15 protein-coding genes are annotated in these 14,414 nt (G+C 68.8%); 6 read left to right on the top strand and 9 right to left on the bottom strand.

Annotation, left to right across the window (positions count from 1 at the left end; translation table 11 throughout):
- Positions 1–304 precede the first annotated feature (304 nt).
- Complete coding sequence (locus VF697_RS06260) at positions 305–1,036, top strand: DUF6310 domain-containing protein (RefSeq protein WP_331092574.1); 732 nt, start codon at positions 305–307, stop codon at positions 1,034–1,036.
- A 1-nt stretch (position 1,037) separates the two neighbouring features.
- Complete coding sequence (locus VF697_RS06255; RefSeq protein ID WP_331092573.1) at positions 1,038–1,802, top strand: DUF5953 family protein; 765 nt, start codon at positions 1,038–1,040, stop codon at positions 1,800–1,802.
- 54 nt (positions 1,803–1,856) lie between these two features.
- Here the strand turns inward: VF697_RS06255 and VF697_RS06250 are convergent, their stop codons facing one another.
- Positions 1,857–2,642, bottom strand: coding sequence for an alpha/beta fold hydrolase (locus tag VF697_RS06250; protein ID WP_331092572.1), 786 nt, complete (start codon positions 2,640–2,642; stop codon positions 1,857–1,859).
- Between the two features lie 146 nt (positions 2,643–2,788).
- On the opposite strand from VF697_RS06250, the gene VF697_RS06245 reads away from it, so the two are divergent.
- Positions 2,789–4,021: a hypothetical protein gene (locus VF697_RS06245; protein WP_331092571.1), complete on the top strand. Its 1,233-nt coding sequence runs from the start codon at positions 2,789–2,791 to the stop codon at positions 4,019–4,021.
- Here VF697_RS06245 and VF697_RS06240 read toward each other — a convergent pair.
- The 6 genes from VF697_RS06240 to VF697_RS06215 all read right to left on the bottom strand — a co-directional run bounded on the left by VF697_RS06240 (position 3,914) and on the right by VF697_RS06215 (position 9,181).
- Positions 3,914–4,837 carry a DUF2381 family protein gene (locus VF697_RS06240; protein WP_331092570.1) on the bottom strand — a complete coding sequence of 308 codons (924 nt, stop codon included), beginning with the start codon at positions 4,835–4,837 and terminating at the stop codon, positions 3,914–3,916. The genes VF697_RS06245 and VF697_RS06240 overlap by 108 nt on opposite strands.
- A 99-nt stretch (positions 4,838–4,936) precedes the next feature.
- Positions 4,937–6,592, bottom strand: a complete 1,656-nt coding sequence (locus VF697_RS06235; RefSeq protein WP_331092569.1) for a hypothetical protein — start codon at positions 6,590–6,592, stop codon at positions 4,937–4,939.
- The gene (locus VF697_RS06230) at positions 6,589–7,410 is read right to left on the bottom strand and encodes an ABC transporter ATP-binding protein (RefSeq protein ID WP_331092568.1); all 822 of its coding nucleotides are present in this window, start codon (positions 7,408–7,410) and stop codon (positions 6,589–6,591) included. The genes VF697_RS06235 and VF697_RS06230 overlap by 4 nt, the downstream gene beginning before the upstream one ends.
- Positions 7,411–7,512: 102 nt before the next feature.
- Entirely contained in the window at positions 7,513–7,890 is a 378-nt protein-coding gene (locus tag VF697_RS06225) for a response regulator (protein ID WP_331092567.1), read from the bottom strand.
- A 99-nt stretch (positions 7,891–7,989) separates the two neighbouring features.
- Positions 7,990–8,934 carry an amidohydrolase family protein gene (locus VF697_RS06220; RefSeq protein ID WP_331092566.1) on the bottom strand — a complete coding sequence of 315 codons (945 nt, stop codon included), beginning with the start codon at positions 8,932–8,934 and terminating at the stop codon, positions 7,990–7,992.
- A 13-nt stretch (positions 8,935–8,947) separates the two neighbouring features.
- Positions 8,948–9,181, bottom strand: coding sequence for a hypothetical protein (locus VF697_RS06215; protein WP_331092565.1), 234 nt, complete (start codon positions 9,179–9,181; stop codon positions 8,948–8,950).
- A 344-nt stretch (positions 9,182–9,525) separates the two neighbouring features.
- Between VF697_RS06215 and VF697_RS06210 the strand changes: the two genes are divergently transcribed.
- Complete coding sequence (locus VF697_RS06210) at positions 9,526–9,795, top strand: hypothetical protein (protein ID WP_331092564.1); 270 nt, start codon at positions 9,526–9,528, stop codon at positions 9,793–9,795.
- Position 9,796: 1 nt separating this feature from the next.
- Here the strand turns inward: VF697_RS06210 and VF697_RS06205 are convergent, their stop codons facing one another.
- Together VF697_RS06205 and ggt are read right to left on the bottom strand one after the other, a co-directional pair.
- A complete protein-coding gene (locus VF697_RS06205) occupies positions 9,797–10,579 on the bottom strand; it encodes a TatD family hydrolase (protein ID WP_331092563.1) in 783 nt (260 codons plus the stop codon).
- Between the two features lie 17 nt (positions 10,580–10,596).
- On the bottom strand, positions 10,597–12,366 hold the full coding sequence (gene ggt / locus VF697_RS06200; RefSeq protein ID WP_331092562.1) for a gamma-glutamyltransferase: 1,770 nt from the start codon (positions 12,364–12,366) through the stop codon (positions 10,597–10,599).
- Between the two features lie 237 nt (positions 12,367–12,603).
- Here ggt and VF697_RS06195 point away from each other — a divergent pair, with 237 nt between their 5' ends.
- Together VF697_RS06195 and glmU are read left to right on the top strand one after the other, a co-directional pair.
- Positions 12,604–12,777 (top strand): hypothetical protein, encoded by a 174-nt coding sequence (locus VF697_RS06195; protein ID WP_331092561.1) that lies wholly within the window; start codon positions 12,604–12,606, stop codon positions 12,775–12,777.
- A gap of 24 nt (positions 12,778–12,801) precedes the next feature.
- Positions 12,802–14,247, top strand: coding sequence for a bifunctional UDP-N-acetylglucosamine diphosphorylase/glucosamine-1-phosphate N-acetyltransferase GlmU (glmU, locus tag VF697_RS06190; protein ID WP_414641250.1), 1,446 nt, complete (start codon positions 12,802–12,804; stop codon positions 14,245–14,247).
- Positions 14,248–14,414: the final 167 nt, after the last annotated feature.

Raw genomic sequence — 14,414 nt, 5'->3', positions numbered from 1 at the left:
GCCCGAGCGCGGCTGCCGTGAGCCGCTCCCTCCGTGCTCGTTCGTGGCTGTCGGGGCGCGATGTCATACTCCGAACGGCCCCGCGAGGACCCGCCAGGCCCTAGCTCCAATGGAGGACCTGGCCATGCGTCTCCGAGCGTGCATCGCACTTCTGCTCTATGTCACAGCCTGCGCTACGTCAGCGCCCAGCCCAAGAGAGCCAGCGGCCCGGGACCCGAGGCTCGCCAACCTCCAGCGAGCGGCCATGCTGCCCTGGACGGATGGGGGGCGTTGCTCCGTACAGGAGGCTTCCGAGCCCTGGCCCGTGCTGGCGGAGCGGTGCTTTCCTGCCCTCGACCATGACCGGATCGAGTTTCACGACCCCACAGGACGATGCGCGGTCGCCTCGGCGGGTGCCGCTGCCGTGGGGCTCGGGGTCTGCGTCCTGGCGGCACCGGAGATCGTCGTGGGAGCGGTGATCGTCGCGGGCGTGGTGGTGGTGGGCTTCGCCATCACAGAGGCCCTGGATGCGCATGCGCTGGATATGGGCCGCCCCGAGGTGTGGCCCGTGTCTGAAACAGCTCCTGCTCCGCGGAAACCCTCGCCGAAAAAAAGGCCCAAGCCGGAGCCCAAAGGGCCGGACTTCCCTCCCGTGGGACCAACCGAAGTCACGGAGCGAGATCGCCCCAGGTGCGAGCCCGTCCCAGTGCCGTATCACCTTGGCGGTAATGAACTGCACGACACGTGCGCCGACAGAATTCCGAACAACAGCTTCCCCGGCGGGGATGTGTTCGTGAATGGGAAGAACTTCGACGCGCTGCAACTGGCCACGCGCACGCTCTGGGAGGTCAAGACCGATAATTTCGACACGTACCCGCCTGACCTTCGAGAAATCGTGGTCGAGAGTCAGGTGGAAAAGTTGCGGCATGAGCGCGCCCTCGCTCTGGCTTGTCGGTTTGACTTCCGGGTCGGCGTGCGGAGCCCCGCGCACAAAGTCGCGCTGGAACTCGCGGATCCAGAACTCAAGGGCCTTATCGAAGTCATGGAGTGGTGCTGAGATGCCAGCCACACGAGAAAATGAAATTGCCATTATCGTCTATGCACCCGCACTCGCGGGCAACGATGGCCGCCCTTTGGCCGTTGTTCATGGAATGGAGCGCGCGCTCCCTGGCTTGCGCCTGGAGTGGACGATTTCTAGCGAGGGCAAGCGCATCCCAGTGCCGCAGCGCGAGGCATTTCTCGCCCGAGGGAGGCCAAACGGGCGTGGATTTCCGCTCCTCCGCAGCGGGGATGATGACTTCCGGGTCACGGTGACTGGATTGGAACTACCGGCGGGCAGCTCGCCGGGTGGCCAGGCCCAGCTTGATATTCATGCGGTGTTGCCTCTCACCGTAGACGGTATCGCGGCGGCAGCGGAGGTGCTGGAAGCCATAGCGGAGGGTGCTCGCGCGTTCTGGGGGCACGCAACGCCCTTCAGCGCGGGGGTGGACATCGCGCGCCAGACGAAGAATCGGCCAGACGACCTGGAGCCTCCACCCCGAGGGCTGCCGGTGATCAAGTCCCCGAGTGCCATGCGCTCGCCTGAGATTCCGCATCGCCTCGGGTGGCTCAACTCCTGGTCTGCCGCTGCCGCACGCGCCATCGGGTTCCCGGACCCCGCCCGCGACGCGGAGCTGCTGTCGCGCTCACGGCGTACCGCGACGAGTGGGTGGATTGTACAGCTCACCGATGCGCCGCTCGACCTGGACAACCCCACCCACCTGGACGCGCTCAAACGGGCCTACGAGCGCTTCCCGGAGATCGGCGGGCGCTCCACCCCTTGAGGCTCGGCACGGCTCGCGGTGGCTGTGCTCAGAGCGCCGCCTTCTGGCTCACCGTCAGGCGTGAGCGCGCAGGAACTCCACGAGCGGCGGATTGACGACCTCGGGATGCGTCAGGTTGGCCGCATGTGCCGCCCCGGGCACGGTGACGAAGCGCTTGCTGCCGGGGAGCGTCTCGTGGAGGCGCTCTCCCTCGGCGTGGGGAATGCCGGTGTCATCCGTCCCATGGAACACGATGGCCGGGCAGCGGATCTCCCCGAGCCGGTGCTGGATGTCGTCGCGCTCGATGAGGTTGTTCGTGGCGGCGACGAAGTGGTCCTTGGGTGTCTGCCTCCACCGGTCGAGCCAGGGTGAGTAGAAGCGCGCGTCCCCGAGGATGCCGCCCGCGAGCTTCTGGATGATGTGCTCGGTGGCGCCCGGAGTGCCCCACAGGTCGCGCACCTGGCGGTAGCCGGCGCGGAGTTCCTCCTCGTCGGCGGTGCCGCGGGTGCTCATGAGGACGAGGGCCCGGACGCGCTCGGGGTAGCGCAGGGCGACGCGCAGCGCGCAGTAGCCACCCTGGGACATGCCTCCGACGACGGCCTGCCGGAGGCCCAGGTGGTCGAGCAGGGCGATGCAATCCGCGGCCGAGTCGTAGAGGTTGAACGGCTTGCCATCCCAGCGGGTGCGGCCGAAGCCACGAGCGTCCCAGCGGATGACGCGGAACTCGGGGGCGAGTGCCTGCACCTGCGGGTCGAACATGCGGCCGTCCATGAGGAAGCCGTGTCCGAGGATGAGGGCGGGTCCGGAGCCGCCCGAGTCCTCGAAATAGATGCCTTGGTGGTTGAGCTCGGCGATGGGCATGGCGGTTTTCTAACACGACGGGGACGGTGGGGCCTCGATGGCGGGGTGACATCCGAGGGCAGGTCTCGACAGGGAACCGGGGAAGTGGGTTATGCTCCGCGACGGAACCTCTGGAGGCGGGTGGCCCGGAAGGATGGCCTGGCGCGATGGATAGACGAGACCGGAAGTGGGTACAGCTGCTGGTGGGGATGCTCGTGGTGATGGGCATGCTGGGCGGGGGCCTGTGGAAGTGGGGCTGCCGGACCCAAGAGACGAGTTCGCCGCACCGGCCGCGAGCACAACTTGGAGAAAGAGGATGGGCCCCGGAGGACGTCTGGGGTGAGAAGATGGTGGCGGAGGGCCAGGAGTCCGTCCTGGACGAAGGCCCCGGCGATCTCCCGTGGCGTGAGGATCCAGGTGACCTGGGATGGGACGAGGATCTCGGGAAGGAGGGCTACGTCATCTGGCGGCCGAAGCTGGCGCTCGTGGGGCCGTGGACGGACAGCGCGCGACCCATGCCGGGAGGGATGAAGCTGCTGGACGAGGAACTGCCCCGCGGCTTCTGCCATCCGAGCATCGTGGAACTCTATCTGGATGTCATGTCGGAGTCCCAGCTGTACGAGGGGGCGGCGAATGCCATCGCGGACAATCCCAAGTTGTTCGAGGAGCTCATGCTGAAGTTCAAGAGCAAGTACTTCGAGAAACCGGAGCTCGATCTCTACGGCCCTCGAGACGTGAAGAAAGGAAGCAAACCCGTGTCGTCCAGGAGCAGCAAGCCGCCGGAGCTGGCGGAGGTGAGCGTGAACATGAAGCTGCTGACGCTGTGCATCGGTCTGTCGGCGAGCGCGTGCGCGGCGGTGCAGGTGCGTCAGGTGGACACCGAATGGCTGGAGGACTGCTCGAAGGAGTCGCGGGTGGCCATCGAGGCGCTGGGGTTGGGCACGGGTGAGCCGTACGACGTGGGGCTGGACATCGATTACACCCGCCGGCAGGAGACGCCGCTCTTCATGAAGGAGGGCCCGGTGGTGGCGCGCTGGGAGGGCTTGCACCTGGGGCCGGACTTTTCCCGCTCGGAGCTGGGACGGCGCATGAAGGGGGCGAAGCTCTACGGCCGGGCCAAGAGCTACGGCCAGCGGATGTCCATCCAGTTCGACCAAGTGAAGTTGGCGGACGGCCGCGAGCTTCCCATCTGCGCCATCGGTTACGACGTCTGGGGCAAGGAGCCCGGGCTGGACCGGTGGGGCCCTGGCTCTCACCCGGGCGTTAACGTCGGGAATGACAATCCGAAGAAGCTAGCGGCGTTGAAGGATCTGCGGCCTGGAGAGTTCCCCATCGCGGCCTCGACCATCTGGATCAGCTTCGGGATGACCTTCCGCCCCCAGTGGTTGGCGCGGCGTTGAATCCGACAAGGCTGGCCAGGGGATGATCTCCGCGACGAGCTTCCGGGGCCCGTTTCGCTCGCTCACTTCGAGGGAGTAGGCAATTCCGTCGGCTTGATCTCCGGGGCGCTTCACCACGATGGAGATGTTTCCCTCGGCATCCAAACGGGTGCCGAGCACTTGGATGCGCCCAAGGGGACTTTCGAAATGAGCACGGTCGAAAGTGAAGGGCTTGCCGTCTGACTCGATGCGAAAGGCCACGACCGCGAGCTGTGAGAGTGGAAGGGTTCCCCAGAGCTGCATTTTGACTCCTTCCGCTTTTGCTTCACTGATGTCCTGCCGGAATGAGAGCTGCCGGATGGAGCGCACCGGCTCACGGAGCAGCAGCTCGGCAGCCAGCGCATCGAGGTTCTCCGGATCCGAAGTGAGGCACTGACCGCGCTGGACGCGCACCTGGACGTCCATGTCGTCCGAGTCCATGACGAGCGTGAAGAGGTGCCTGGCGCCATCCTCCGCCTCGACCGTCAGCGTGGGCTTCTGCCAGGAGGGCAGGTTCTTCGCGGGACGGACGACGACGGCATCCGGGCCGAGCTGTTGCACGGTGACGTGTTCCGCTCCCGGCCCGGAGAGGGTGGCGGCACGGAGGGACAGCTCGAACTGGAGCGTCGTCACCATCTGCTTGCGGACGTAGATGGGCGCGGCGGGGGGGTCCCCCTCGGGCGGGCCCGGCACGGTGAGGGTGCGCGTCAGCTCGGAGGCGGGAACCTGGGCCCGAGCGGCTCCGGACAGCAGCAGGAGCGTGACGACGGAGGCTCGGACGGCGGTGGGTGTTCGCATGACTTCTCCCGTAGAGAGGCCCACCTTACGGCAGAAGTCATGTCCTTCGTCAACCCTCGTCCTCTCCGGTCCCCGGTTCGTCTTGTGACGAGCGGATGATTACTCCCGAGTCACCGCCCGCAGGACGATCTCCCGCCGCTGGTCGAGCAGCCGCAGGGACAGGGGCAGCAGCGCGCGGTACAGCACGACATTCACCGCGGCGCACAGGGCGATCATCGCCAGGGTCCGCCACTCGGGTCCGCTCTTCCCGGCGAACCGCAGGGCCCACACGAAGGGGGCGCAGCCCACGCTCGCGGCGACGATGCCGAGCATGGACGCGGTGAGGGGCAGCTTGTCCCGGCGCTTGAGGCTCGCGTGGAACTTCACCGGGAAGTACAGCGAGAGGAAGTTGCCCGCCGCGAGCAGCACGGGGATGACGGCCGCCACGGCCGCCATGGCGCACAGGAAGTCCAGCGCCGAGCCCCTGCCGAAGTACACCCGGTAGAAGACGCCCACCAGCAGCGACATCCCAGCCGCCGCGAGGCCCTGCACCGTGTTCTTCGCCCGCAGCACGTCTCCCAGCTCCACCGGGGCGGCGATGAGCATGGCCAGCCCGTGCCCGTCATAGGCGAACGTGTTCTGCGAGAACGTGGACGCCATCACCACCGCGCCGTAGGTGCACAGGCCGCCCATCAGCCACGCATCCACGCTCGCGCCGAGCAGGTACTCGAAGAGCGCCCGGCCCGACATCAGCTTCAGCAGGATGGCGAGGATGAAGGGGACGGAGGCCAGCAGCCGCGCGCGCGGGTTGCGCCACAGGTCGAGCGCCTCGCGCACCACCAGCGTGGTGTACCGGTCGCGCGTCCGGGCGAAGGGGTCCGTGTCCCCGGACTCCTTCACCGCGGGCCCGGCGCGGCCCACGCTGCGGTGGAAGCGCAGCAGCAGCGCGTAGGCGAGCCCCAGCCCCAGCAGCGTGAAGAAGAGCATGCCCACGCCGTTGGCCAGGGCGTTGCGCCGGTACCCATAGGAGAGCTCCAGCAGCGCGTCCCCGAAGAAGCCCGGGGGCACCCGCCCGAGCGCCAACGTCGCGTTGACGATGACGCTCATGTCCAGCTTCTCCACGCCCCCCTCGCCCACGGCGGTGAGCCACGAGGTGTCGATGGGCGGGATGAAGGACGCGGCCACGAGGAACAGCACGAAGCCGCCGCCGATGATCCCCGCGCTGTTCTTCGCGCGCAGCACGTTGAGCACCAGGTGCAGGCCCACCCGGCTCCAGGCCGCGTTCAGCAGCGCGAACAGGCAGTAGAGCAGCACCGCGAACCACTGCACGCGCACCGGGTGCACCGAGGCATAGCCGAGCGCCGCTCCCGTCAGCGGCGCGTAGAAGACGAGGGCGCGCGGCTCGAAGAGGCTCGCCACCGTGGAGGCGATGAGCAGCCGGAAGGGCGAGATGGGGAAGGGCGCGTAGCGGCTCAGCTCCGAGTGGTCGTCCACGCCCGCGCTCATCAGCGGCCACGTCACCCACACCGCCGCGGTGACGAAGCACAGCAGGTTGAGGATGAAGAAGGGCCACACGCCGCTCTCGGCGATGGGGCGCAGGCGCATCAGCCCGTAGAACGTCACGCCCAGGCCCCAGGCCGGCGCGCTCGACAGGAGGAAGGCGCCCACCGACAGCAGCCGGCTCTTCCCCGGCCCCCGGTTGAGCCCGATGTTCAACCGCAGGCCCCACAGCAGCCACAGGTGCCGGAAGAAGCCCGGCGCGGCCGGCCGGCTCACGCGGACCCCCGGCGCAGGGGCACTACGTCGGCGGAGGGCGCCTCCGCGTAGAAGGACAGCTTCGCGTTGCGCGCGGCCGGCACGGAGATGAGCTTCTCGAAGACGGCCTCCAGCGAGGGCACGTCGTAGCGCTCCATCAACTGTTGCACCGTCCCCTGGTCCAGCATCCTCCCGCCGCGGATGACGCCCGCGTGCGTGGCCAGCCGCTCGGCGATCTCCAGCACGTGCGTGGTGAGCAGCAGCGTCACCCCGCGCCGGCTCAGCTCGCGCAGCAGCTCGCGGATGACGCCGGCCGCCAGCACGTCGATGCCCTCGAAGGGCTCGTCCAGCAGCACCAGGTCCGGCGCGTGGATGAGCGCCGCCGCGATGGCCAGCCGCCGCCGCATGCCCTTGGAGTACTCGGCCACCAGCGCGCCCGCCTTGTACGTCAGCTCCGTGAGCTCGAGCAGCTCCACCGCCCGCGCCGCCGCCTCGTCCCCGGACAGCCCATACATGCGCCCGCAGAAGGTGAGGTACTGCCGCCCCGAGAGCCGCTCGAAGAGGCTCAGCTCCTCGGGCACCACGCCGATGTGGCGCTTGACCTCCAGGGGCCTGGCCACCGCGTCCACGCCTAGCAACGAGATGCGCCCCGCATCCGGCGCGTACACGCCGGTGAGCAGCGCGATGGTGGTGGACTTGCCCGCCCCGTTGGGCCCGAGGAAGGCATAGAAGGCGCCTCGGGGAATGGCGAGCTCCATTCCGTTGAGCGCGGTGAAGTCGCCGAAGCGCTTCACGAGTCCGTGGGCATCGACGGCCAGGTCAGTGGGGGTGGGGGACATGCGTGGGCCGAATCAGAACCGACCCGCTGCCCTCCGACAATCCCCCCATCCCCAGACGAACGGGGATCACACCGACCGGACGCCCATCGGGTGGGGCACGGCTCAGTGCACCATGGCCACCTCCGGGGGGCCGATGATGCGCTGCACCGTCATGCGGACCTTGTCCAGGTCCACCGGCTTGGAGATGTAGCCGGCGGCTCCGACGAGCTCGGCCTCCCACTCGAAGCCGTAGCCCGAGATGATGATGATCGGCAGCCCGCGCGCGCGCGGCATCTTCTTGAGCGCGTCCAGCAGCCCCCAGCCGCTCATCACCGGCATGCGCAGGTCGAGCAGCACCGCCTGCGGAATCTCCCCCTCGAGGATGTCGAGGGCCTCACGACCATTGGCCGCCTGCTCCGTGCGGTAGCCCATCTCCTCCAGGGCATCGCAGATGAGCGTGCGGTGGCTCGCGTCGTCATCGACGACAAGGATGTAGGACATGGCGGGGCCTCGAAAGGAGTCTTCACAACGGAGAAGGCAGATTCTATGCGGGGCAAGATGGGAATGGCTTCCCCGTTGCGGAAGGGGTGTGCTCGATTTTCAACACCCCGCGAAAAGTCGCAGGGCATTGCCTCCCAGGATGCCTGCCTCCACCTCGTCCCCGAGCTTCAGGGCCAGGAGCTGTTTCAGCTCGCGGTCCCAGGCGTAGGGGATGTTGGGAAAGTCCGTGCCGTACAGGATTCGTTCAGGGCGGACCTCCAGCAAGCGGCGGGGGAGGGGGATGGGGAAGTAGTTGGCCATCACCATGGTGGTGTCCAGCCAGAGGTTGTCGTGGCGCTCCAGCAGCCGCTCGTAGGCGGCGAACTCGTCCGCCCCCAGGTGGGGCACGCACAGCTTCAGGGTGGGGTGCTCCTTCAGCACCCGCTCCACGCGCTCGGCCGAGCACAGGGCATGGACATCGCACTTGTACTGGGGGCTGGCGGGCTCGCGGCCCGCGTGCATGACGAGCGGCTTGCCGGCCCGCGCGCAGGCGGCGTACACCTCGTGCAGCGCGGGAGCGTCCGGGGCGAAGCACTGCACGTGGCAGTGCAGCTTCACGCCCTGGAGTCCCGCCGCGAAGGCCTCGGCGAGGATGTCCGCGGCGCCCTCTTCGCCCGGCAGCACGGTGGCCAGTCCGAGCACGCGCGGCTCGGCGCGGGCCACCTCGGCGACGTAGGCGTTGAGGAAGCGCGCCATGCCCGGCTTGTGCGCGTAGTGGAGCGCCACCACCCGGCTCACCCCCCGCGACAGCAGGAAGGCCACCACCTGGGGCGTGTGCAGCTTGTAGCGGATGGGCCAGCCGTACTGGTCGAACCAGCGCCACACCGCCTCGAAGACGGGGTCCGGGAAGAGGTGGACGTGCGCATCCACCACGGGTGGTAGCCCCTCGGGCAGCCGGGGGCCCTCCTCGTCCTCCAGCGCCGGGAGGGGCAGCACGAACTGGCCGGAGCCCAGCCAGCCGGCGGCGGCGCCCAGACACACCGGGGAGTCGTCGGGGGGGTGCATGGGGAGCGGAGGGCTACTCCTTCTTCTGCTCCTTGCCCGCCGGCGGAGTGTCCAGCCGGTGCAGGTAGGCGTCCTTTTGCGCGTAGCCGGCCCGCTCCAGCCGCTGGGTCTCGATGAGGTCGGCGACCTTCGAGCACACCTGGCCCAGCATGCGGAGGGACTCGGCCAGCAGCTTCTCGGCCTGGTCCTGCGCGTCCGCGCGCTTGATGATGGTCCGATCGCGGCGGAACAACTCGGTCAACTTCATCCCATTGAATCTAAGGGATGCAGGAGGCCCGTGCCACCGGGATCGCCCTCGGGCACGAGGCCGGCGAGCCCGCGCGGGCAGCGCCGCCCCGCAGGGAGTGTTGGCTCCATGAAGCATCCGGACGACGCGGGGGAGTGAAAATCAACAACTTAACAACCCAGCAAATTTACACGGCGTGCGCGGCTCGGCTGGGGGGTTGGGGCGCTGCGAGGGGAAGCGTCTGGTAAGCGACCAATATCAGGGCGCTTTCACCAATTTTCAGACGGGGGGATGACGCGCGGAAAATTTGTGCTTACAGTGGCTCCATTCAGGTCACGACTTCCCGTCGAAAGGGGGAACTGCGCATGGCTTATGACGGCGAGCTGGTGAAGATGGAGAATGGCCGCTGGGCGCGGTTCCAGCGCTGCCAGGTGTACCGTCCCGGCGTCGAGGACGCGGGCGAGACGATGATGTTGATCGCCGTGGAGCTGGACGAGCGCTACCAGCTGTTGCTGGACGAGGTAGCGGACTCGCTGGCGCATTACCGGCACCGGGGCATCCCGGTGCAGGCGAAGCTGGACGAGGCGCAGCGGCTGACGCTGCACCCGGAGTCGGAGTCCAGCGCGCTTCACTGAGTCACCGAGGCCGGTAGAAGCGCGAGGCGTTCTCACACGCCACGCGCTTCACCACTCGCTCCGAGAGCTTCGCCTTGGCCAGCAGGTTGGCCACGCGCGCGAGGCCGAGGATGTCTCCGGCGCCATCGCCGGAATCCGAGTTGAGCACCAACCGCTCACTGCCGAGCCGGCGCACCAGGGCGACAGCACGCTCGGCGCGCAGCGCCTCGGGGTGCAGGGTCAACCCCGCCCAGTGGCCGCAGCCGAGGATGTTGCGCACGGTGCGGCCGTTGGCGTGGTCCACCAGCACGCGCGAGGGCAGCACGCCGGACTGGCGCAGGAGGGTGAGGATGCGCCGGGTGTGGCGCTCCTTGTCCTTGGCCGGGGTGTGCACCACCACCTTCAGCTTGAGCTGACGCGCGAGCGCGAGCTGCTCGAGGAAGGCCTCCTCCTCCTCGATGCCGCCGTCGTGCAGCCCCGTCTCGCCCAGGGCCACCACGCGCCCGCCGCGGAAGTACTCCGGGAGGCTGGAGAGCACCTCGGACAGGCCGCGGCGGGGGATGCAGCGCGGGTGGACGCCCAGCGCCGCCCAGGCGCGGATGCCGAGCTTCTCCAGGCGCGGGAGCTGCCGGCCCACCAGGTCATCGAAGTGCTTGCGCAGCGCCTTGGGCGTGGGCTCGGGGAAGTGGTGGGCCACCACCAGGGCGCGCTCCACGCCGAAGAAGCGCATGGACTCGAGGTCCTGGTCGCTCAGGGCCTCGGGGTGGAGGTGCGCGTCGAAGAGGTGGCGGAGCGGCTCGGGCACGGTGGCTCCTGTCTGGCTCAGTCCTGGCCGAGGCCCGCGCCCTCGTTGCGAGGGTCGCTCGCCGAGTAGCGCAGGTTCGTCTTGGGGTCGCTGTAGACGGCCTCGGCGTCGCCCCAGGCCTCCTGCTTGCGAATCTTGTGGCCCTTGGCCTCCAGCGCCGCCTGGGTGGCGGGCTCCAGGCCCCAGCGGTCCACCCACAGCTCGTCCGGCAGGTACTGGTGGTGCAGCCGGCCCTGGCCCACCGCGCGCGTCACGTCCATGCCCGAGTCGACGATGAAGGAGATGACCTGGATGACGGTGGTGGGGATGGTGGAGCCGCCCGGGCTGCCCACCGCCAGCATCACCCGCTTGGGGTCGTCCTTGGCGAAGACGAGGGTGGGGGACATGGAGGACAGGGGCACCTTGCCCGGGGCGACGGAGTTGGCCTCGCCCGTCACCAGCCCGTAGGCATTGGGCACGCCGGGCCGGGCGGCGAAGTCGTCCATCTCGTCGTTGAGGAGGATGCCGGTGCCCCTGGCCACCACGCACGAGCCGAAGGCGTAGTTCACCGTGGTGGTGAGGGCCACCGCGTTGCCGTCCTTGTCGATGACGGAGATGTGCGTGGTGTTCTTCTTCTCCGGCTGGGGGCCGGACGGGTCGTACCAGGTGTCACTCGGGTTCTTCAGCGTGGAGCCGGTGGAGCCCTCCATGGGGGCCAGCAGCGAGGCGCTCGGGGTGGCCTTCTTCGGGTCGATGCTCCCGGCGAGGTCCGCGATGTAGCCGCGCGAGGTGAGGCTCTCCATGGGAATCTTCACGAAGGCCGGATCGCCCAGGTACTTCACCCGGTCCACGTACACGCGCCGCACCGCCTCGGCGTAGAGGTGGAGCTGCTCCGGGTCTCGGAAGTCCAGCCCCTGGGGCCGCAGCTTCTCCAGGGCCCCCAGCACCTGCACCACCGCCAGCCCGCCCGCGCTCGGCGGCGGCATGGTGAGGATGCGGTGGCCGCGGTAGCTGCCCTCCAGCGGCGGGTGGGCGCGCGTCTTGTAGGCCTTCAGGTCCTCCAGCGAGAGCAGGCCGCCGCCGGCCTTCACCGTGTCCACCATCGCCTGGGCGAGGGGGCCCGCGTAGAAGGCCTTGGCGCCGCTCTTCGCGAGCGTGGAGAGCGTCCTGGCCAGCTCCGGCTGGCGCACGAGGTGGCCGACGGGCGGCACGTCCAGCTCGCCCTTGTCGTTCTTCGCGAGGAAGAGGCGCGAGGCCTCGGGGTCCTGTCGCAGGCAGTCGCGTCGCAGGGTGGCCAGCGCCTGGTACTTGGGCGACACCCAGAAGCCGTCACGCGCGGCCTCGAGGGCGGGCTGGAGCACCACCGCGCGCGACAGCTTCCCGTGCTTCTCCAGCAGCTCCAGGTAGCCGGCCACCGCGCCGGGCACCGCCACGCTCAGCGCGCCGTCCGTGGACAGCCCCGGCACCACCTGGCCGTCCTTCAGGTACATGTCCCGCGTGGCCGCCTTGGGCGCCACCTCGCGGAAGTCCAGCACCCGCGTCTGGCCCTCCTTCGCGTCGTGCACCAGCGCGAAGCCTCCGCCGCCCAACCCCGAGTGGTAGGGCCCCACCACCGCGAGTGTGAAGGCCGCCGCCACCGCCGCGTCCGTCGCGTTGCCGCCCTTCTGCAGCATCCGCAGCGCCGCCTCGCTCGCCAGCGGGTGCGCGGTGGCCACCGCTCCGCCGCGGTACGGCCGCGCCGCCCCCGCGGGCCCCGCCACCATCACCACCGCGAGTGCCACGCCCCACCACTTCCGGTGAGTCCGCATCTTTACCGTCTCCACGTGCGCGCTTCGTAATCGGGCCCGCAACCGTTGCTTCATGGGGTCCGCACCTGCTGCTTCCCTGGCTCGGAGTTCTGGAGTATCCCGCCGCCGCCCGGACGCGCCACAAACCGTTTCATCGCGAAGAAGTGTCCGGCGGACGCCAGCATGCCCGGTCGTTTGTTTGACCGGATCCCAGGGGAGGGCATCCTGTGTAGGACGCTGCGTAGCGCCGGGGGGAACATGAACGCCAACCTGACGACAGTGAAGCCGCCGCAGAGCCCTCCGGATGTCCCGGTGACGACGGTCTTCCTCAAGCCGACCTTCGGCATCACCGTGCAGAGCAACACGCTGGCCGTGTCCGTTCGCGTCCGATCCGAGGGCCCTCGGGCCCCGCGCGCACCCGCTCGCGGTTGACGGGCCGCCAACGCATCCCTAGTAATCGCCGCCATGACAGCTCCTCTGGCGGCGGTGGTGTTGTGCGCGGGCAAGGGCACGCGGATGAAGTCGGAGAAGGCCAAGGTCCTTCACCCCATCCTCGGCAAGCCCATCTGTGCCTATCCCCTCATGAGGGCCCTGGAACTGGGTGCCTCTCCGGTGGTTCCCGTGGTGGGCCACCAGGCCGAGGAGGTGGAGCGCTCCATCCGCACACACTTCCCCGCCTCGCCCCTGCGCTTCGCACTCCAGAAGGAGCAGCGGGGCACGGCGGACGCGGTGCGCTCGGCCCAGAGCGCGCTCGAGGACTTCAACGGGCGCGTCCTCATCCTCTACGGAGATGTGCCGTTGGTGCGCCGCGAGACACTCGAGGCGCTGGCCACCGCGCACTCCCTGGGCGGCGGCGTGCTGTCGCTCGTCTACACCGTGCCGGAGGACCCCACGGGCTACGGCCGCGTCATCCGCGAGATGGGCAAGGTGGTGCGCATCGTCGAGCACAAGGACGCCACGGCCGAGCAGCGCCAGGTGCGCGAGTGCAACGCCGGCATCTACCTCGTGGAGTCCTCCTTCCTCTGGAAGGCGCTGGCCAACATCCGCAGCACCAACGCGCAGGGCGAGTTCTACCTCACGGACCTGGTGGAGATGGCCGCGGCCCATGGCCCGGTGGCCAGCATCGAGGCCGAGTTCGGTGAGACGGCCGGCGTGAACGACCGGGTGGAGCTGGCCGCGCGCGGCAAGGAGCTCCAGGCGCGCATCAACGCCCAGCACATGCGCAACGGCGTCACCCTGGCGGACCCGGCCACCACCTACATCGAGGAGGGCGTGGCCATCGGCCCGGACACGGAGATCGCCCCCCTGGTGACGCTGTCGGGGGCCACGGTGGTGGGCCGCAACGTCACCATCGGCCAGGGCTGCGTCGTGCACGCCTCCTCGGTGGCCGACGGGACGACCATGAAGCCGTACACCGTGCTGGAGGAGGCCCGGGTGGGCGAGCGCTGCATCCTCGGCCCGTTCTCCCGGTTGCGGCCCGGCACGGACCTCGCCGAGGAGGTGCACCTGGGCAACTTCGTGGAGACGAAGAAGGCCCGGCTGGGCCGCGGCTCCAAGGCCAACCACCTCGCCTACCTCGGCGACGCGAAGATTGGCTCCGGGGTGAATGTGGGTGCCGGTACCATCACCTGTAACTACGACGGGGTGAACAAGCACGTCACCGAGCTGGGCGACGGCGTGTTCATCGGCTCCGACAGCCAGCTGGTGGCCCCTGTGAAGGTCGGGGACGGCGCGTATGTCGGTGCGGGCACCACGGTGACGAAAGATGTGCCCCCTGGGAGCCTCGCCGTGTCCCGGACGCCACAGGTCAACATGGAAGGCTGGGTGGAGAGGAAGAAGGCGCGGATGGCCAAGTCCGCGGAAGCAGGCCCCTCCAAGTCGGACAAGGCCTCCAACGGGTAGTGGGCCCGGGTTTTGCTTGTCGTCAGGGTGACAGGTGTCGCCCGATGTAGGTGGGAATCCCCCCGGAATTTGCCAACGGGGGCACGGGCGTGAGAGAGGACAGACAACATGTGCGGCATTGTTGGGTACGTCGGGGACAAAGAGTCGGCTCCTATTCTCGTTTCCGG

Origin of the sequence: Archangium sp., from assembly GCF_036388035.1 — a bacterium.
In the GTDB taxonomy this organism is placed as follows: Bacteria; Myxococcota; Myxococcia; order Myxococcales; family Myxococcaceae; genus Archangium.
Note: the sequence above shows the minus strand (reverse complement) of the source record. Positions and strands in the feature narration are given on the sequence as shown.